Source organism: Phaeobacter sp. A36a-5a, assembly GCF_037911135.1.
GTDB classification, from domain to species: domain Bacteria; phylum Pseudomonadota; class Alphaproteobacteria; order Rhodobacterales; family Rhodobacteraceae; genus Phaeobacter; species Phaeobacter bryozoorum.
In genome coordinates this window covers 2,011,738-2,029,385 of record NZ_JBBLYU010000001.1, presented here as the reverse complement: position 1 = coordinate 2,029,385, position 17,648 = coordinate 2,011,738, and the positions used below count along the sequence as shown (strand labels likewise).

The following is a 17,648-nucleotide window of genomic DNA, read 5'->3' as shown; positions in this document are numbered from 1 at the left end:
TCTGGAAGGTATCGCGTTATTCGCGGTTTCCAAGCAGCTGGAGCAGCATCATGAACATATTGATGAAGTCCAGATAGAGGCTCAGTGCGCCCATGATCGCGGATTTCGCCAGCCATTCCTGGTCGCCCATATGGGCGTGCTGGAGATAGTCGTTCTTGATCCGCTGGGTGTCATAGGCGGTGAGGCCCGCAAAGATCAGCACGCCGATCACCGAGATCGCAAAGGCCATTGCCGACGACGCCAGGAAAATGTTGACGATAGACGCCACGATCAGGCCGATCAGGCCCATGATCAGGAAGGCGCCCATGCCGGAGAGGTCTTTCTTGGTGGTGTAACCCACCAGCGACAGGCCCGCAAAGGCGATGGAGGTGATCAGGAACACCTGCACGATGCTTTCGCCGGTGAACACCAGGAAGATCGAGCTGATCGACAAGCCCATCACGGTGGCGAAGACGTAGAACAGCAGCTGGACGCCCGCGGCCGACATGCGGTTCGCGGCGGCGCCGATGCCAAACACAAAGGCCAGCGGGGCAAACATGATCACCCACTTCAGCGGCGAGGCGTAAAGCGCATAGCCGATGCTGGTCAGGTATTTATCGGCACTCAGCTGGGCTGCGGCATTGGCCGGATCGGAGGTCACCGCCAGGCCGGAGATGGCCCAGGCAGCCAGGAATGTAATGAATGTGCCCACGGCCATGGTGCCGTAGACCTTGTTCATATGGGCGCGCAGGCCCGCATCGATCTCCGCAGAGCGTGCGCCCGCTGTGGATCGGATGGTGTCAAACTGTGCCATGTATCATGGTCTCCGTCTCTAAACTCCCTCGCGCAGTTTCCCTACTGCGTGCAGAGAGCTGGCGTTCCTCGCAAATATCGGGTGAAGCGGGGCGCGGTTCAAGGTCGTAGACCGAAGTTTCGGTGGAATTATCGACAAAAAGCGGTGGAAGCTCGGTCGCGGGGGAGGGATCAAGTCTCTATTGGCCATCTAGGGGGAATATTGCTGACAGGTGATAGTCACGCTCAATCTTTGAGTGCATTTCTATTGTGGTGGTCGCGCAATTTTGACATGTCTTCCATCATGAGATCACAAAACACACATCTTCAAGGGATCGGGTTACGTCTGTTGGCCGCATTCCTGATGACCGCCATGTCAGCCGCAATCCATGGTGCGGCACAGAGTGTGCCTATTGGTCAAATCATGTTCTGGCGATCTGCTCTGGCGTTGGTGCCCATCGTTCTTTACATGGCTTGGCGCAGTGAGTTCCCTGCCGCGTTGAAGACACGATATCCTCGACTGCATGTGACACGGAGTGCTTTTGGTGCGTTTTCCATGGCAATGTCTTTTATATCCCTCGCTTATCTGCCTGTCGCCAATGCACAAGCCCTGGCCTACCTTGCACCGGTTCTGGTCTTGCCAATCGCGGCGATGATGCTCGGGGAACGGTTGACCGCCACAATAATAATCGCAATTTCCGTTGGATTTTCGGGGGTTGTATTGCTGTTGTGGGAGGCTATTGAATTGCCCGGCGATGGAGCCTTGATTGGCGTGGTTGCTGGTCTCGCGTATGCATTCACTATGGCGTTCGTTCGGGTGCACACAAAAACTATGACGGCAACCGAGGGTTCATCCACCATTGCCTTCTACTTTGCGATTGTCTCTGCCGGGCTCGGGCTTGCTTCTTTGCCATTGGGTTGGGTGTCCCTCAGCACAGCAATGTTCGGATGGCTTGCTCTGGCCGGGCTGATTGGTGGCATCGGTCACATTGTCGCCAATGAAGCGGTGGCACGGGCTCCGGTCAGTAGGCTCGCGCCTTTTGACTTTACCGGTCTTGTCTGGGCGCTTGGCTTTGATCTGGTGTTGTTTTCGGTGATACCGGGAGCGTTGGGGGTTCTGGGGGTCTTTGCCATTACCCTTGCGGCACTGCTGGTGACTTTCGCTGGCCGCAACACACAACCTGATCCACTCAAGGTGTAAATGCACACACGCTGACACCGAACTTCAGCTCAGGCTGTATCGTAACAAAAAGGCCCGCAGCGCGGACATCTTTTCGTATTAGGCTTGGTGTGAGCCTTGTCGGCGCGTCGCCTTTAGCGGGTCCAGCTGCTCGGCGCGTCCCAGATCGGGCGGCGGGCCTCTGCCTGGGCTTCGGTCTTGCTGATGCCCATGTCGTCCAACGCGCTTTGATCAAGCGTGGCCAGCATCCGGCGTTCGCGCCAGATGGCGAGGCGTTGGGCAACGGTTGCGAGGAACGAGCGGCGGGGCGCGCAGGTGCAGTTGCGCAGGCTGTTGTCCATATAGGTCATGATTTTTGTCCTTTTCTGGAATTCTGATGAGGTTACAGTGTCTGATCAATTCTATTGATGTATATGGCGGAGTGTGATTGATATGAAAAACGAATGTTTATGATTTAAACCATCAGGAATTGTGATGACGCGAAATCTCGATATCACCACGCTGCGCTCGTTTGTGGCGGTTGCGGACAATGGCGGGGTGACCCGCGCGGCCGGTTTTCTGCATCTGACCCAATCGGCGGTCTCCATGCAGCTGAAGCGGCTGGAGGAGCTGTTGGGCCTGCAACTGCTGGACCGTTCTGGCCGCACCATTGCGCTGACCGCATCGGGCGAGCAGCTGCTGGCCTATGCGCGGCGGATGGTGGCACTGAATGACGAGGTAATCGGGCGGCTCACCGATCAGGCCTATGAAGGCGAAATCGTTCTTGGGGTGCCGCATGACATTGTCTACCCGGCGATCCCGCAGGTGCTACAGCGTTTCAACGCGTCGTTCCCACGGGTGAAGGTGCAGCTGATCTCCAGCTATACCCGCTCTTTGAAGGAGCAGTTTTCGCGCGGTGAATGCGATCTGATCCTGACCACCGAAACCGCCACCTCGGAAAACGGCGAAACGCTGGCCAAGCGGCCGCTGTGCTGGATTGGTGCGCCCAATGGATCAGCCTGGCGGCAGCGCCCGCTGAAACTGGCCTTTGGCCGCTATTGCACCTTCCGGCCCAAGGTGGTGAGCGCGCTGGACGCCGCCGGGATCGCCTGGGAAATGGTGGTGGAGACCGATAGCGACCGCACCATCGAGGCGACGGTCAGCGCCGATCTGGCGATCCACACCATGATCGAGGGCACCGAGCCGCCGCATCTGCTACAGATCGACCACGGTGGCAGCCTGCCGGATCTGCCGATCCAGCTGATCAACCTCTATGGGGCAGAGACCTCTGGCTCTCCGATGGTGACTGAACTTGCCTTTCTGGTGCGGAAGGCCTTTCGCAACATCAGTACCCCGCTGGCGGCGGCGCAGTCCCATTGGACCGCAGCCTGACACCTGCGCCCTAACGATCGCACCCTGCGGCTGCCCTGCGTGGCGGCGGTTGCCGTCGCCTAGGCCTCTGGCCGGATCATGATCACCACCTTGCCGGTGGCTTTGCGGTTGCGCAGCAGCTCCAGCCCTGCGTCAGTCTCCTCCAGCGGCCGGCGGTGGCTGATGTGTGGGCGCAGCGAGCCGTCACGATACCAGTCGATCAGCCGCGCGATGGCGCCCCTGACCACCGCCGGGTGGCTCTTCAGGTAGCCGCCAAAGTAAAACCCGATAACGCTGAGGTTCTTCACCAGCAGGTGGTTCGCCGGGATCTGCGGCACCTCGCCGCCGGCAAAGCCGATGGGCAGCAGCCGCCCGCCCGGGTTGGTAGACCGAAAGGCCGCTTGCCAGACATCGCCGCCAATCGCCTCATAGACCACATCGGCGCCGCCCAGATCCTTGACCGCCTGCCGCAGATCCTCGTCGGCGTCGATCAGATGATCCGCGCCCGCCGCCTTGGCCACGGCCAGCTTCTCGGCTCCACGCGCATGGGCGATCACCCGCGCGCCCAGACGTTTGCCGATTTCCACAGCCGTCAGCCCGACACCACCGGCAGCGCCGGTGACCAGCAGGGTTTCCCCCGGCTGCAACCGCGCACAGTGATCCAGCGCAACCAGTCCGGTGCCATAGGTGATCTGAAACGCCGCCGCATCGGCAAAGGACATCTCGTCGGGGATCCGCGTGACGCGATCGGCCGCAAACACCCCGGCCTCCGCCAGCCCGCCCTGACCGGAAAACACCGCCACCCGATCGCCAACCGCCAGCCCCTCCACATCAGGGCCAAGCGCCTGAATGACGCCCGCCAGTTCCAAACCGGGAATAAATGGCAGGTCCGGCGTATCCTGATATTTGCCACGGAGCAGAAGAAGATCGGCAAAGTTCAACCCACAGGCGTGTATTGCAACTGCAACTTCTCCGCTTCCCGGTGATCCCACGTCAACTTCTGCGATAGTCGGGGAAATGTCAAAACTGCTGACACTGTAGGCGCGCATATCATTTTTCCATATCTGGCATGGGGTAAGGTGATTCTGAATGGCCAAACCATGCCAGATTCGCCTTCAGATCACCTCACTATTTATGGGGAGGTGGAGAACATGTGTAAAACATGCAAAAAAGTGAAATAAAATTGGTACATGAAATCATGCGTTTGCCGCACAGGTGCTGACCCCGGCGAGAGTGAACGCTTGAATTCAACCGTTAAGGTCGTACACTCAACTCCAATGGGAGCGCCTTGTCGTTTGTCCAGAAACCCGTCGGGTTTTTTGGCAACATTGGCACCACGCGGTATTTGCCGGGTGGGCGGGGGTTTAAAAAGGCGGTTAGGGTGGCACCCAGTTTTGTAAATCTTAGGAGAAACGCATGGCTCATCCAGTGGACGTGCACGTGGGGAAACGTATCCGGCATCGCCGGTGGCTCATCGGCATGACGCAACAGCAGCTCGCAGAGCTGGTTGGTATTAAATTTCAACAGATCCAGAAATATGAAACCGGTGCAAACCGGGTCAGCGCCTCCCGGCTCTGGGATATTTCCGACGCGCTCAGCGTGCCGGTCAGCTTCTTTTTTGAAGGTCTGCAAGATGATGATGCCCCGGCATCGGACAAGGCACGCGTGCCTGACGATCTGATGGGCGACAAGGAGGCATTGGATTTGGTGCGCTCCTACTATGCGATTCCTGAAAACCAGCGCCGTCGTCTGTTCGAACTGGCGCGCGTGCTCAGCGACGCAGCCTGATTTTCCCGCCTCAAGTGGGGGCTTGGGGCTTGAAATATGCGCGGTTGAATGTCACCCCTTCGGGTATGACTTCAGCCGCGTTTTCAGATCTGGACGTTGCCCATCGGATGGCCGATGCCGCACGTCAGGCGATCCTGCCCTATTTCCGCTCAGCCGGGCTGCAATCCGACAACAAGCTGGACGAAGGTTTCGATCCCGTCACCATCGCCGACCGGGCCGCCGAACAGGCGATGCGCGCGGTGCTTTCGCAACTCAGGCCCGAGGACGGCATCCTCGGCGAGGAATACGGCGAGACCCGTGGCCAGTCCGGGCGCATATGGGTGCTGGACCCGATCGACGGCACCCGTGGCTTTATCAGTGGCACCCCGACCTGGGGGGTGCTGATTGCCCTTGGCGATGCGGATGGCCCTTTCCTCGGCATCATTGATCAACCCTATATCGGTGAGCGGTTCATTGGTACGCCCGAGGGGGCCAGTCTGACCGGCCCGCTGGGGGAGGTCGCACTCAGCACCCGCAAGACATCGGATCTGTCGGCGGCTACGCTGTTCACCACCTTTCCCGAAGTCGGCAGCGCAGCGGAACGCGCCGCCTTCCAGCGGGTCGCCAGCGAAGTGCAGCTGACCCGCTACGGGATGGATTGCTACGCCTATGCGCTGCTGGCCGCCGGGCAATGTGACCTGGTGATCGAGGCCGGGCTCAACGCCTACGACATCCAGGCGCCGATCGCGGTCATCGAGGCCGCCGGTGGCGTGGTGACCAACTGGCAGGGGGAGCCTGCGCATGAGGGCGGTCAGGTCCTGGCCGCAGCCACCGCCGAGCTTCATGCCGCAGCGCTTGCCCTGATCCGCAAAACCACTTGAAACGACCTCGGGCAATCCATTAGGGTTCGGCCACGCGCCGAGTCCTTTGCCCATATTCTGTCGGCGCGCCATCACACTTCTGAACCGAAATGGGCGGCCTGACGGAGTGTGACCTGTGCCTGAAATTCTGATCGAAGATATTGATATCGCGCTGACAATGGATGATCAGCGCCGCCAGCTGACCCATGCCGATCTGCGGATCCGCGACGGGGTGATCGCCGAGATCGGCAGCGATCTCACCACGGAGGGCGAGCGGATCAGCGGCCGGGGCTGCGTGGTGACCCCGGGCCTTGTGAACACCCATCATCATCTCTATCAGAACCTCACCCGCGCGGTGCCCGGCGCGCAGGACGCGCTGCTGTTTGGCTGGCTCAAACGGCTCTATCCGATCTGGTCGGCCTTCACCCCCGATGACATCCATGTCTCCGCCCAGCTGGGGCTGGCCGAACTGGCCTTCTCCGGCTGCACGCTCACCTCCGATCACCTCTACCTCTATCCCAATGGCACCCGGCTGGAGGACAGCATCGAGGCGGCGGGTGATATTGGTCTGCGCTTCCAGCCGACGCGCGGCGCCATGAGCATCGGCGAAAGTGCAGGGGGCCTGCCGCCGGACAGTCTGGTCGAGGAGGAACACGCCATTCTCGACGATATGATCCGCGTCGTGGACCGGTTCCATGACCCCGCCGAAGGCTCCATGTGCCGGGTGGCGCTGGCGCCCTGTTCACCGTTTTCCGTCAGCCGCGAACTGATGCGCGACACTGCGCTTCTGGCCCGCGACAAGGGGGTGATGCTGCACACCCATCTGGCCGAAAACGATGAGGATATCGCCTATTCGCTGGCGCAGTTCGGCTGCCGTCCCGGCCAATATGCCGAAGATCTGGGCTGGACCGGCCCCGACGTCTGGCATGCCCATTGCGTGAAACTGGATGCCGGGGAAATCGACCTCTTTGCCCGGACCGGAACCGGCGTTGCCCATTGCCCCTGTTCCAACTGCCGCCTTGGCAGCGGCATCGCGCCGCTGCGCGCCATGCGCGATGCGCAGGTGCCGGTTGGTCTCGGCGTGGATGGATCGGCCAGCAATGATATGGCCAGCCTGATCAGCGAAGCCCGTCAGGCGATGCTCTTGCAGCGGGTCGCACAGGGGGCTGATGCCATGAGCGCCTATGAGGCGCTGGAGATTGCCACCCGTGGCGGCGCGGAGGTGCTGGGGCGGCGCGATGTCGGCCAGCTGGCGGTGGGCAAACGTGCCGATATCGCGATCTGGGACGTGACCGGCATCGCCTCCAGCGGCAGCTGGGATCCGGCGGCGCTGCTGCTGGCGGGGCCGGCGCAGGTGAAACATCTCTTTGTCGAAGGGCGCCAGATCATCCGCGATACCACGCTGGCGACAGTGGATCTGCCAGACCTTCTTGAACGGCACCAAAAAGCCACCACACGGCTGATGCAGCTGGCCTGACGCAGCTGACCAGATCGGCGACAGCGCGCTGCGCTCATCTTCTGGCCCGAAATATCCCCGCCGGAGGCAGAGGCGCATCAGCGCCTCTTTCCCCCTCGGTGCCCGGCTCAGCTGCGCGCGCCGTTGATCCAGACCTCGGTCACCGCCCGGTCATCGCCCATCATGATGGTGGCAAAAACCGCCTCCCAGAGATCGCGCGCGCCCGCGCAGCGCTGCGCAATCGCCGGGGTTGAGGCCAGATCCAGGACCACCAGATCGGCCTCCATGCCGGGGGCGAGATTGCCGATCTGGGCCTCCATGCGCAGCGCGCGGGCCGAGCCTTGGGTGGCCAGCCACAGCAATTGTGCAGCATGCAGCGGCGTGCCGCGCAGCTGGCCGATTTCATAGGCGGCCGCCATGGTGCGCAGCATCGAGAAACTGGAGCCACCACCGGTATCCGTCGCCAGACCAATGCGTTGCCCCTCAGCCATCAGCCCGGCCATGTCGAACAGCCCAGACCCGATGAAGGTATTGGAGGTTGGACAATGCACCAGCGCCGCGCCAACCTCGCGCAGACGGGCGCGCTCGCGGTCTTCCAGATGGATCGCATGACCGTAGAGGCCACCTTCGCCCAGCAGGCCAAATTGCTCATAGGTGTCCAGATAGTCCCGGGCCTCGGGAAACAGCGATTTCACCCAGGCAATCTCGTCGGTCTGCTCGCTCAGATGGGTCTGCATCAGGCAGTCGGGGTGCTCGGCCCAAAGCGCGCCCATCGCCTCCAGCTGTTCGGGGGTCGAGGTGGGCGAGAACCGTGGCGTGATCGCATAGGACAGCCGGTCCACGCCATGCCAGCGGCCAATCAATGCAGCGCTGTCGTCATAGGCCGATTGCGCGGTGTCGCGCAGGCCTTCGGGGGCGTTGCGGTCCATGCAGGTCTTGCCCGCAACCACGCGCTGCCCGCGCGCCTGCGCAGCGCTGAAAAACGCCTCCACGCTTTCGGGGTGGATGGTGCAGTAGCTGCACATCGTGGTGGTGCCATTGGCCCGTGTCAGATCCAGATAGCGGCCTGCGATTTCATCGGCATAGCCACGGTCGCCAAAACGCATCTCCTCGGGGAAAGTATAGCTGTTCAGCCAGTCGATCAGCCGCTTGCCCCAGCTGGCAATGATCGCGGTCTGCGGGAAATGCACATGGGCATCGACAAAGCCGGCGAGGATCAGGTGATCGCCGTGATCCACCAGGCTGGCGGAGGGGTGGGCCTTGCGCAGCGCATCAGCCGCGCCCAGTTCCAGCACCTTGCCGCCACCAATCGCCACCGCTTCATGCAGCGTCGCCGCAGCCTCGGGGTGGTCGCCCTCAAACGGGTCTCCCGCAAATGACAGGACCTGCCCCCGTAAGATAAATTCTGCCTGCATCCAACGCGGTCCTTTCTTGCCAAACTGCGATGCGCAGGATACGCGCAGCGACATCGACGGTAAATTACGTCATTGTCATTGTTTTTCGGTAACAGCTTCTTTTATTCCAGAAGCAATCACCAAAAGGGGCCTCGGAATGATCGCAGATGACCAAAAAGAGCCAGTCGATGCCACATTCGAGGATGCCTACGAGCTGGACCGCAAACGGGTTGCCCAGATTCTGGAGGCGGTGGAGGTCGATGACCAGCCTCAGCTGACCGAGCTGATGGAGCCGCTGCACGCCGCTGACATCGCCGACCTTCTGGAACAGATCAGCGCCTACGAACGTGGCCGCCTGATCCGCCTTTACGACCGCGAATTCGACGGCGAGATCCTGTCGGAACTGGATGAATCGATCCGCGAAGAGGTGATTTCGCTGCTGGCGCCGCAGGTTCTGGCCGAGGCGGTGCGCGACCTTGAAAGCGATGATGTGGTCGACCTTCTGGAGGATCTGGAAGAGCCTCAGCAGGCGGCCATCCTCAATACGCTCGAAGATGCCGACCGGGTCGCGGTGGAGCAATCGCTGAGCTACCCGGAGAATTCCGCCGGCCGTCTGATGCAGCGCGAGGTGGTGATGGCCCCCGACCACTGGACGGTGGGGCAGGCGATTGATTTCATGCGTGAATCCGAACACCTGCCGGATCAGTTCTACCATGTGGTTCTGGTCGACCCGCGGCTGCACCCGGTGGGCAATGTCACGCTTGGCCGTATCATGTCCTCGAAACGGGAGGTGCGGCTGAGCGAGATCGTCGAAGACACCTTTCAGATCATTCCCGCTGATCAGGACGAAGAAGACGTCGCCTATGCCTTCAACCAGTATCACCTGATTTCGGCCCCGGTTGTCGATGACGAGGGGCGGCTGGTCGGTGTCATCACCATGGATGACGCCATGATCGTGCTGGATGAGGAACATGAAGAAGACATCCTGCGTCTGGCCGGTGTCGGTGAGGGCAGCCTGGCCGACCGGGTCATGGCCACAACGAAGCAACGCTTTCCCTGGCTGGCGGTGAATCTGGCAACGGCGATTCTGGCCTCGCTGGTGATTGCCCAGTTCGAGGCGACGATTGCGGAATTTGTGGCGCTGGCGGTGCTGATGCCCATTGTGGCCTCGATGGGTGGCAATGCCGGCACCCAGTCGCTGACCGTGGCGGTGCGCGCACTGGCCACCCGCGACCTCACCGGCTCCAACGTCTGGCGGGTGATCCGGCGGGAGGTCCTGGTGGGGTTGGTGAACGGCCTCGCCTTTGCGCTGATCATGGCCGTTGTCGGCATCCTGTGGTTCGGCTCACCTATGCTGGGCGTCGTGATCGCCGTCGCTATGGTGATCAATCTGGTCGTCGCAGGGCTGGCGGGGACAGCGGTGCCGATTATTCTGGAGAAAATCGGCGTCGACCCGGCGCTGGCCTCCGGCGCCTTTGTGACAACGGTCACGGATATCGTTGGTTTCTTTGCCTTTCTCGGGCTGGCCGGGGTGTTGCTGCTCTGATCCTGCCCGCTGTTGCCGCCCGTCCGGGTGGTGTTCACTTGCTTTGACAGGAGCCGCACCATGGATGACCTCACCCGGATCAAGGCCGACGCCCGCAAGGCGGCCTTTCAGCGCCGCAAGGCCGCCTTTGACATGAATAAACCCGGTGTGGCGGGGCATCTCTCGGAGGTGCTGGCAGGCTATCGCGGCGTGCCGCTGTCGGGCTATATGCCGATCCGCACCGAGATCGACCCGCTTCCTGCGATGGCGGAAGCCGCCGCCCATGGCCCTGTTGGTGTGCCGGTGATTCAGGCCAAGGATACACCGCTGAACTTCAGCCGCTGGCAGCCTGATGGCGCGCTGCGTGACGGTCCCTTTGGGGCAAAGGTGCCGGAGGTCGATGACTATTTCGAACCGGAAATTCTGATCGTGCCGCTGGTCGCCTTTGATGCGCGCGGCGGGCGGCTGGGCTATGGCGGCGGCTTTTATGACCGCACTCTGGAGCTGCTGCGGGCCAAACGTCCAACCCTCGCCATCGGTTTTGCCTTTGACGCGCAGGAGGCCGAAAGCCTGCCGCTGGAGCCCACCGACCAGCCGCTGGACATGCTGATCACCGAAAGCCGGGTGTTGCAGTTCAGCTGACACCCGCTGCGACGGGCCAAGGGTTTGTCAAAAAACCTTGGCAAAACTTTTCAAAAAGTTTTGCACCCGCAACGCGGCTCTTGTCCTGAGCCTTGCAACGGCGTACCACGCGGCAATGCGACTATTATTTCTTGGCGATGTCATGGGCCGTGCGGGACGCAAGGCCATTTCCGAACACCTCCCGCAGATGCGCAAGGACTGGCGGCTCGATTTTGTCGTGGTCAATGGCGAGAATGCCTCAAACGGTATGGGGCTCAATGGCGAACACGCCAAGCTGCTGCTGGATGCCGGGGCCGATTGCCTGACGCTTGGCGATCATGCCTTTGACCAGAAGGACATGTTGCAGGCCATTGAGAAAGAGCCGCGCATCATCCGGCCGCTGAATTTTGCCAAAAACGCGCCGGGGCGCGGCTACCGGCTGTTCAATGCTCCGGGCGGGCGCAAGGTGCTGGTGGTGCAGGCACTGGGGCAGGTGTTCATGAAACGGGCCTATGACGATCCCTTCGGCGCCGTTGAGGCGGTGCTGAAATCGCACCCACGCGGTGGGCTGGCGCAGGCGGTGATCGTGGACATGCACTGCGAGGCCACCTCCGAGAAGATGGCGATGGGCCATTTCTGCAATGGCCGCGCGTCGCTGGTGGTGGGCACCCATACCCATGTGCCGACGGGCGATGCGCAGATCCTGTCGGAGGGCACCGGCTATCTGACCGATGCTGGCATGTGCGGCGATTACAACTCGGTGATCGGCATGGAGAAAGCCGAACCGATGCGCCGTTTTCTCACCGGCATGCCCAAGAACCGCTTTACCCCGGCCGAAGGCCCGGCAACCCTGTCGGGTGTTTTTGTCGAAACCGATGATCGCACCGGGGCGGCCAAATCGATCCGCATGATCCGGGTCGGCGGCCTTCTCGAGCAGGCAACTCCCTGACGCTGGCCACCCGATCCAGGCCCCCTAGTGCAGGCCACGGCAACCCCGCCCGTTCCATGCGCGAAACCTGGGCAGGCGGGGCGGGATATTCGCCTGCCAAACCCCTCAAATTCCGAAGCTTATTCGCAAAGGACCGCTAAATAGGGACCAGATGCTCCCATCGTGTTGCGAAACACTTGCCTCCGGTGACCGGATCAGGTTCACTCCCTTGGGCCGCGCGATATGCGAGGCGGTTCGCGCAGTTCTTTCAGGTCGCCGATGATTGATCTCTCAACCTCTTGGATGTCTTTACCCCTGATGCAGTTCATTCCCCTTGGCGAAACCGGTGGCGCGGTTCTGACGTTGCTGATCGTGGTGGCCATGTTTGCCGCTTTCCTGCGGGAAACCTTCCCGACCGAGGTGGTGGCGCTGGCCGGTGTCTCGGCGATGCTGGCAACCGGCGTTCTGCCCTATCAGGCGGCATTGCCCGTGCTGTCGAACCCGGCGCCCTGGACCATTGCGGCCATGTTCATCATCATGGGCGCGCTGGTGCGCACCGGCGCGCTGGATGCCTTTACCGCGCAGGCCCGCAAACAGGCCGAGGTCAATCCGAAACTGGCCATTGCGCTCTTGATGGTCTTTGTCGTTGCCGCCTCGGCGGTGGTGTCGAATACGCCGGTAGTGGTGGTGATGATCCCGGTGTTCATCCAGATCGCCCGCACAATGAACGTTTCCGCCTCCAAGATGCTGATCCCGCTCAGCTATGCGGCCATCCTGGGCGGCACGCTGACGCTGATCGGCACCTCTACCAACCTGCTGGTTGACGGTGTCGCGCGGGCGCAGGGGCTGACGCCTTTCACCATCTTCGAAGTGACACCGCTTGGCATCATTCTGGTGATCTGGGGCATGATCTACCTGCGCTTCATCGCGCCGCGCCTGCTGCCGGATCGCAGCAGCATGGCCAGCCTGCTCAGCGACCGGTCCCGCATGAAATTCTTCACCGAGGCGGTGATCCCCCCGGACAGCAACCTGATCGGCCGCGAAGTCACCGGCGTGCAGCTGTTCAAACGGCCCGGCGTCCGTCTGGTCGATGTCATTCGCGGCGATATCTCGCTGCGCAACGCGCTGAAAGGGGTTGAGCTTCAGGTCGGCGACCGCGTGGTGCTGCGCACCCAGATGACCGAACTCCTCAGCCTGCAACGCAACAAGGAGCTGAAGCGCGTCGATCAGGTCTCCACCGTGGAAACCACAACCGTGGAGGTGCTGATCACCCCCGGATGCCGCATGGTGGGACGGTCGCTCGGCGCGATGCGCCTGCGGCGGCGCTATGGCGTTTATGTGCTGGCGGTGCATCGGCGCAATCAGAACATCGGTGTGCAGCTTGAGGATCTGGTGGTGCGCGTGGGCGATACCCTGCTGCTGGAAGGCAATGTCGAGGATATCCAGCGACTGGCCGCCGATATGGATATGGCGGCCGTCTCGCAACCCTCGGTGCGCGCCTATCGCCGGCGCCACGCCCCCATCGCCATTGCCGCGCTGATCGGGATCGTGCTGCTCGCCGCGCTCAATGTGGCGCCAATCCTGCTGCTGTCGGTGCTGGCCGTCTCCACCGTGCTGATCACCCGCTGCATCGACGCGGATGAGGCTTTCTCATTTGTCGATGGGCGCCTACTGACGCTGATCTTTGCCATGCTCGCGATCGGGGCCGCCCTGGAAAGCTCGGGTGCGGTGCGTCTGATCGTGGATGCCGTGGCCCCCTCGCTGTCGCTGCTGCCGCCGTTCCTACTGGTCTGGGCGGTCTATCTGTTGACCTCGATCCTGACCGAGCTGGTCTCCAACAATGCCGTGGCGGTGGTGGTCACGCCGATTGCGGTCGGGCTGGCACAGGCCATGGGCATTGATCCGCGCCCGCTGGTGGTTGCGGTCATGGTTGCGGCCTCGGCCTCTTTTGCGACGCCAATCGGCTATCAGACCAATATGCTGGTCTACGGTCCGGGCGGTTACAAATTCACCGACTTCCTGCGCGTTGGCATTCCGCTGAACTTCAGCGTCGGCCTTCTGGCCTCCATCCTCATCCCCTTCTTCTGGCCGCTTTAACAACGGCCGGTAAGGATTTGTTAACCATGAGTTACCGCAGGTTTTGGCCGCTCATGCGATGGCGCGGGACCGGCCTGCCTGACGACCGGTAAACAGGCAGCCGCCCAGAAAGCTGCCCTCCAGCGCGTTGTAGCCGTGATAGCCGCCACCGCCAAAGCCTGCGACCTCTCCGGCGGCAAACAGTCCCTGCACCGGCGTGCCATCGGCGCCAATCAGCTGCCCGTCAAGATCGGTCTGCAAACCGCCCAGTGACTTGCGGGTCAGGATATTCAGCCGCACCGCGATCAGCGGCCCATTGGCGCGGTCCAGAATCCGATGCGGCTTGGCGGTGCGGATCAGCCGGTCGCCCCGGTAGTTGCGCGCGGCATTGATGGCGATGATCTGCGCATCCTTGGCAAAGGGATTGTCGGCCTGGGCATCGCGCGCTTCGATCTGACGCCGCAGGTGGGTTTCCTCCAGTGCGACATCGCCGATCTCATTCATGCCCGCCACCAGCTCGCTCAGCGTGTCGGCCACCACAAAATCCGCACCATGTTTCTTGAAGGCCTCAACCGGGGCAGGGGCCTTGCCCCGCGACAACAGCCGGGCGCGCAGCACCTCGCCCCATTTGCCGGAGGTGAGATCGGGGTTCTGTTCGGACCCCGACAGGGCGAATTCCTTCTGGATGATCTTCTGGCTCAGGATGAACCAGCTGTAATCATGGCCCGTCTTCAGGATCTCGCGCAGCGTGCCCAGCGTGTCGAACCCCGGCAGATAAGGCGCAGGCAGCCGGTCGCCTCTGGCGTCAAACCACATCGACGATGGCCCGGGCAGAATGCGGATGCCGTGGTTGGGCCAGATCGGATCCCAGTTGCGCAGCCCTTCGGTGTAATGCCACATCCGGTCGGCATTGATGACATGGCCGCCCGCCGCCTGCGCAATCGGGATCATCCGCCCATCGACGTGAAAGGGCACGCCCGCCACCATGCGGCGCGGTGCAGGTCCCAGCCGCTCCACCGGCCAGTTCTGGCGCACCGCATCCAGATTGCCGCCAATCCCGCCCGAGGCGACCAGCACCGAGGGCGCATAGACCTCGAATTCGCCGATTTCCTGACGGTTGGTGCGGGCCCCCTGCGGCGCGTCATCTGCCGCCAAGACCTCGCCGGAGACACCTTTGACAGTGCCGCCCTGAGTGATGATATGGCTCACCTGATGGCGAAAGCGCGGCTGGATCAGACCAGCCTCGATATGGGCTTCGACCCGCGCGGCAAAGGGGGCGACCACCCCCGGTCCGGTGCCCCAGGTCAGGTGAAAACGCGGCACCGAATTGCCATGCCCCTCGGCGTCGCCACCGCCCCGTTCAGCCCAGCCGACCACCGGAAACCAGCGCATTCCCAGACCATGCAGCCAGGCCCGCATCTCGCCGCTGGCAAAGTCCAGATAAGCGCGCGCCCAGTGTTGCGGCCAATGGTCTTCGGGGCGGTCAAACTGGGCGCTGCCGAACCAGTCGCGCCGCGCCAGATCGGGACAGTCGCGAATGCCCATGCGGCGCTGCTCGGGCGTGTCGATCATGAACAGCCCGCCCAGGCTCCAATGCGCCTGACCGCCCAGGAAATGTGCAGGCTCCTGATCCAGCAGGATCACCCGCTTGCCCCGGTCGCCCAGTTCGGCTGCCGCCACCAGCCCGGCCAGCCCGGCCCCGACGATGATCACATCTGCGCTGTTGTCCGTCGGCTGTCCCATGGCGTGCCTCTGCTGTTGGTCCCGGTTGTGGGATCAGCCTAAGCGTGCAGAGGGGCGCGGCGCAAACCCTGCGGTCCCTGCCGTTGGGTCACAGCAGCGCCACAGCGCCGATCACAGCGGCCAGAACAGCAGGATTGCGGGGATGGAGACGGCGATGATCAGCACCTCCAGCGGCAGGCCAATGCGCCAGTAATCGCCAAAGTGGTAGCCGCCCGGACCCAGCACCAGCGTGTTGTTCTTATGCCCGATGGGGGTCAGGAACGCCGCCGAGGCCGCCACCGCCACCGCCATCAGGAACGGATCCGGCGACACGCCCAGACCATTGGCCATCTGGATCCCGACCGGGGCCGCGACAATGGCCGTGGCGGTGTTGTTCAACACATCCGACAGCGTCATGGTGACCACCATCAGCACGGTCAGAATGGCCCAGGCGGGCATGCCCGCGGTCAGCGTCAGCAGGCTCTCGGCGATCAGCGCAGTGCCGCCGGCACTGTCCAGCGCCGCCCCCAAGGGGATCATCGAGCCGAGCAGAACCACCACCGGCCATTCGATATGGTCGTATAATTCCGCCAGCGGCAGGATCTTGGTCAGAACATAGGCCACCACCACCAGCCCCAGCGCAATCGGCAGGTAGATGATACCCAGCGAGGCCGACAGCACCGCGCCTGCAAACAGCGCGATGGCAAGCCAGGTCTTGTCATTGGCAGTGACCGACAGGCCGCGTTCCGCCAGCGGCAGGCAGCCCAGCCATTCGGTGACATCCGTGCCGCGATCAGGCGGGCAGAGCAGCAGCAGGATATCCCCCGCCTCGATCTGTTCCTGCCGGATATGCCGGGTCAGGCGGCGGCCCTGCCGCGCCAACCCCATCAGCACGGTGTTCTGCCGCCAGGCCAGACCCAGCGCCTGCGCGCTGCGCCCCTTGATACGGGCGGTTTCCGGCACCACCACCTCAACCAGCTCCAGCCCATCACCGGCGGCGCCCAGCTTCTCCTGCCGGGCGGCATCGGCAAAATCGAGCGAGGCGGCGGTGCGGAATTCATCCAGCGCTTCGGGCGTGGCCTCCAGCACCAGCGCATCACCGGCCCGCAGCAGCTGACCCGCCGCGCGCCCATAGAGCCGCTTGCCGTCGCGGATCAACCCGAGGATCGCCACATCGGCCTTGTCGGCTTCCGCGTCCAGCTCGCCCAGACGCTGACCGATCAGGCCTGATCCTTCGGGCACCGTCAGCTCGGCGATATACTGCGACAGCTGTGCCTCCGAGTCGCCGGCCGCATTCTGGCGCAGCGGGATCAGCCGCCAGCCGATCAGCGCCACAAACAGCAGCCCCGCCAGCGCCGCGATGCCGCCGACCGGGGCAAAGTCGAACATTCCGAAGGGTTCGCCCAGAGTTTCGGCCCGGATCGACGCGATAATGATATTGGGCGGCGTGCCGATCAGCGTCACCATACCGCCCAGAATGGTGGCAAAGGACAGCGGCATCAGGCTCAACCCCGGCGCCCGCCCGGCCTTGCGCGCGGTCTGGATGTCCACCGGCATCAGCAGCGCCAGCGCCGCCACATTGTTCATAAAGGCCGACAGCACCGCGCCAATACCGCCCATCAGCGCGATATGTGCGCCCAGATTGCGGCTGCTGTCGACCAGCGTGCGGGTGATCAGAAACACCGCACCCGAGCGCACCAGCCCGGCCGAAACCACCAGCACCAGTGCCACCACCAATGTTGCCGGATGGCCAAATCCGGCAAAGGCGTCATTGGCAGGCACCACCCCCAGCAGGACCGCCACCATCAATGCGGAAAAAGCCACGATATCATAGCGATACTTGCCCCACAGCAGCAGGCCAAAGACAGCAGCGAAGAGGGCGAACAATACAATCTGGTCAAATGTCATGGCGCCACTCTAGCGGTTGCGCGCTGCGGGACAAGCGCCTCCCTGCACGCCGGATGCAGTGCGGCTCACGGCTGTCACCGTCCGCATGGT

At 62.6% G+C, this 17,648-nt stretch carries 15 protein-coding genes; 9 read left to right on the top strand and 6 right to left on the bottom strand.

Going from position 1 to position 17,648, the window contains the following annotated elements; genetic code table 11:
- Positions 1-16 precede the first annotated feature (16 nt).
- A complete protein-coding gene (locus WLQ66_RS09460) occupies positions 17-793 on the bottom strand; it encodes a Bax inhibitor-1/YccA family protein (protein WP_340546067.1) in 777 nt (258 codons plus the stop codon).
- Positions 794-994: 201 nt separating this feature from the next.
- Between WLQ66_RS09460 and WLQ66_RS09455 the strand changes: the two genes are divergently transcribed.
- Positions 995-1,972: a DMT family transporter gene (locus WLQ66_RS09455; protein WP_340546066.1), complete on the top strand. Its 978-nt coding sequence runs from the start codon at positions 995-997 to the stop codon at positions 1,970-1,972.
- Between the two features lie 113 nt (positions 1,973-2,085).
- On the opposite strand, the gene WLQ66_RS09450 is transcribed toward WLQ66_RS09455, so the two are convergent.
- The gene (locus WLQ66_RS09450) at positions 2,086-2,301 is read right to left on the bottom strand and encodes a DUF1127 domain-containing protein (RefSeq protein ID WP_340546065.1); all 216 of its coding nucleotides are present in this window, start codon (positions 2,299-2,301) and stop codon (positions 2,086-2,088) included.
- Between the two features lie 124 nt (positions 2,302-2,425).
- Here WLQ66_RS09450 and WLQ66_RS09445 point away from each other — a divergent pair, with 124 nt between their 5' ends.
- Positions 2,426-3,322: a LysR family transcriptional regulator gene (locus tag WLQ66_RS09445; protein ID WP_340546064.1), complete on the top strand. Its 897-nt coding sequence runs from the start codon at positions 2,426-2,428 to the stop codon at positions 3,320-3,322.
- A gap of 59 nt (positions 3,323-3,381) precedes the next feature.
- On the opposite strand, the gene WLQ66_RS09440 is transcribed toward WLQ66_RS09445, so the two are convergent.
- The gene (locus WLQ66_RS09440) at positions 3,382-4,350 is read right to left on the bottom strand and encodes an NADPH:quinone oxidoreductase family protein (RefSeq protein ID WP_340546063.1); all 969 of its coding nucleotides are present in this window, start codon (positions 4,348-4,350) and stop codon (positions 3,382-3,384) included.
- Positions 4,351-4,717: 367 nt separating this feature from the next.
- Here WLQ66_RS09440 and WLQ66_RS09435 point away from each other — a divergent pair, with 367 nt between their 5' ends.
- From WLQ66_RS09435 to WLQ66_RS09425, 3 genes are all read left to right on the top strand, one after another.
- Positions 4,718-5,089, top strand: coding sequence for a helix-turn-helix domain-containing protein (locus WLQ66_RS09435; RefSeq protein ID WP_340546062.1), 372 nt, complete (start codon positions 4,718-4,720; stop codon positions 5,087-5,089).
- Between the two features lie 65 nt (positions 5,090-5,154).
- Positions 5,155-5,949, top strand: coding sequence for a histidinol-phosphatase (hisN, locus tag WLQ66_RS09430; protein WP_340546336.1), 795 nt, complete (start codon positions 5,155-5,157; stop codon positions 5,947-5,949).
- Positions 5,950-6,064: 115 nt separating this feature from the next.
- Positions 6,065-7,405 (top strand): 8-oxoguanine deaminase, encoded by a 1,341-nt coding sequence (locus tag WLQ66_RS09425; RefSeq protein ID WP_340546061.1) that lies wholly within the window; start codon positions 6,065-6,067, stop codon positions 7,403-7,405.
- A 107-nt stretch (positions 7,406-7,512) separates the two neighbouring features.
- On the opposite strand, the gene guaD is transcribed toward WLQ66_RS09425, so the two are convergent.
- A complete protein-coding gene (guaD, locus tag WLQ66_RS09420; RefSeq protein WP_340546060.1) occupies positions 7,513-8,799 on the bottom strand; it encodes a guanine deaminase in 1,287 nt (428 codons plus the stop codon).
- 136 nt (positions 8,800-8,935) lie between these two features.
- On the opposite strand from guaD, the gene mgtE reads away from it, so the two are divergent.
- The 4 genes from mgtE (at position 8,936) to WLQ66_RS09400 (ending at position 13,949) form a co-directional block, all read left to right on the top strand.
- Complete coding sequence (gene mgtE, locus WLQ66_RS09415; RefSeq protein ID WP_340546059.1) at positions 8,936-10,324, top strand: magnesium transporter; 1,389 nt, start codon at positions 8,936-8,938, stop codon at positions 10,322-10,324.
- Between the two features lie 60 nt (positions 10,325-10,384).
- Positions 10,385-10,945 (top strand): 5-formyltetrahydrofolate cyclo-ligase, encoded by a 561-nt coding sequence (locus tag WLQ66_RS09410; protein ID WP_340546058.1) that lies wholly within the window; start codon positions 10,385-10,387, stop codon positions 10,943-10,945.
- A 115-nt stretch (positions 10,946-11,060) separates the two neighbouring features.
- Positions 11,061-11,873: a TIGR00282 family metallophosphoesterase gene (locus WLQ66_RS09405; RefSeq protein ID WP_340546057.1), complete on the top strand. Its 813-nt coding sequence runs from the start codon at positions 11,061-11,063 to the stop codon at positions 11,871-11,873.
- A 297-nt stretch (positions 11,874-12,170) separates the two neighbouring features.
- Positions 12,171-13,949 carry an SLC13 family permease gene (locus WLQ66_RS09400; RefSeq protein ID WP_340546056.1) on the top strand — a complete coding sequence of 593 codons (1,779 nt, stop codon included), beginning with the start codon at positions 12,171-12,173 and terminating at the stop codon, positions 13,947-13,949.
- A gap of 51 nt (positions 13,950-14,000) precedes the next feature.
- On the opposite strand, the gene WLQ66_RS09395 is transcribed toward WLQ66_RS09400, so the two are convergent.
- Together WLQ66_RS09395 and WLQ66_RS09390 are read right to left on the bottom strand one after the other, a co-directional pair.
- Complete coding sequence (locus WLQ66_RS09395) at positions 14,001-15,671, bottom strand: FAD-binding dehydrogenase (protein WP_340546055.1); 1,671 nt, start codon at positions 15,669-15,671, stop codon at positions 14,001-14,003.
- A gap of 111 nt (positions 15,672-15,782) precedes the next feature.
- The gene (locus tag WLQ66_RS09390) at positions 15,783-17,558 is read right to left on the bottom strand and encodes an SLC13 family permease (protein WP_340546054.1); all 1,776 of its coding nucleotides are present in this window, start codon (positions 17,556-17,558) and stop codon (positions 15,783-15,785) included.
- Positions 17,559-17,648 lie beyond the last annotated feature (90 nt).

Coding starts and splice junctions, on each gene's coding strand:
- guaD (WP_340546060.1), bottom strand. CDS start 8,799: ATGCAGGCAGAATTTATCTTACGGGGGCAGGTCCTGTCATTTGCGGGA.
- WLQ66_RS09400 (WP_340546056.1), top strand. CDS start 12,171: ATGCAGTTCATTCCCCTTGGCGAAACCGGTGGCGCGGTTCTGACGTTG.
- WLQ66_RS09435 (WP_340546062.1), top strand. CDS start 4,718: ATGGCTCATCCAGTGGACGTGCACGTGGGGAAACGTATCCGGCATCGC.
- WLQ66_RS09390 (WP_340546054.1), bottom strand. CDS start 17,558: ATGACATTTGACCAGATTGTATTGTTCGCCCTCTTCGCTGCTGTCTTT.
- WLQ66_RS09450 (WP_340546065.1), bottom strand. CDS start 2,301: ATGACCTATATGGACAACAGCCTGCGCAACTGCACCTGCGCGCCCCGC.
- WLQ66_RS09410 (WP_340546058.1), top strand. CDS start 10,385: ATGGATGACCTCACCCGGATCAAGGCCGACGCCCGCAAGGCGGCCTTT.
- WLQ66_RS09460 (WP_340546067.1), bottom strand. CDS start 793: ATGGCACAGTTTGACACCATCCGATCCACAGCGGGCGCACGCTCTGCG.
- WLQ66_RS09445 (WP_340546064.1), top strand. CDS start 2,426: ATGACGCGAAATCTCGATATCACCACGCTGCGCTCGTTTGTGGCGGTT.
- WLQ66_RS09395 (WP_340546055.1), bottom strand. CDS start 15,671: ATGGGACAGCCGACGGACAACAGCGCAGATGTGATCATCGTCGGGGCC.
- hisN (WP_340546336.1), top strand. CDS start 5,155: ATGACTTCAGCCGCGTTTTCAGATCTGGACGTTGCCCATCGGATGGCC.
- WLQ66_RS09405 (WP_340546057.1), top strand. CDS start 11,061: ATGCGACTATTATTTCTTGGCGATGTCATGGGCCGTGCGGGACGCAAG.
- mgtE (WP_340546059.1), top strand. CDS start 8,936: ATGATCGCAGATGACCAAAAAGAGCCAGTCGATGCCACATTCGAGGAT.
- WLQ66_RS09440 (WP_340546063.1), bottom strand. CDS start 4,350: ATGCGCGCCTACAGTGTCAGCAGTTTTGACATTTCCCCGACTATCGCA.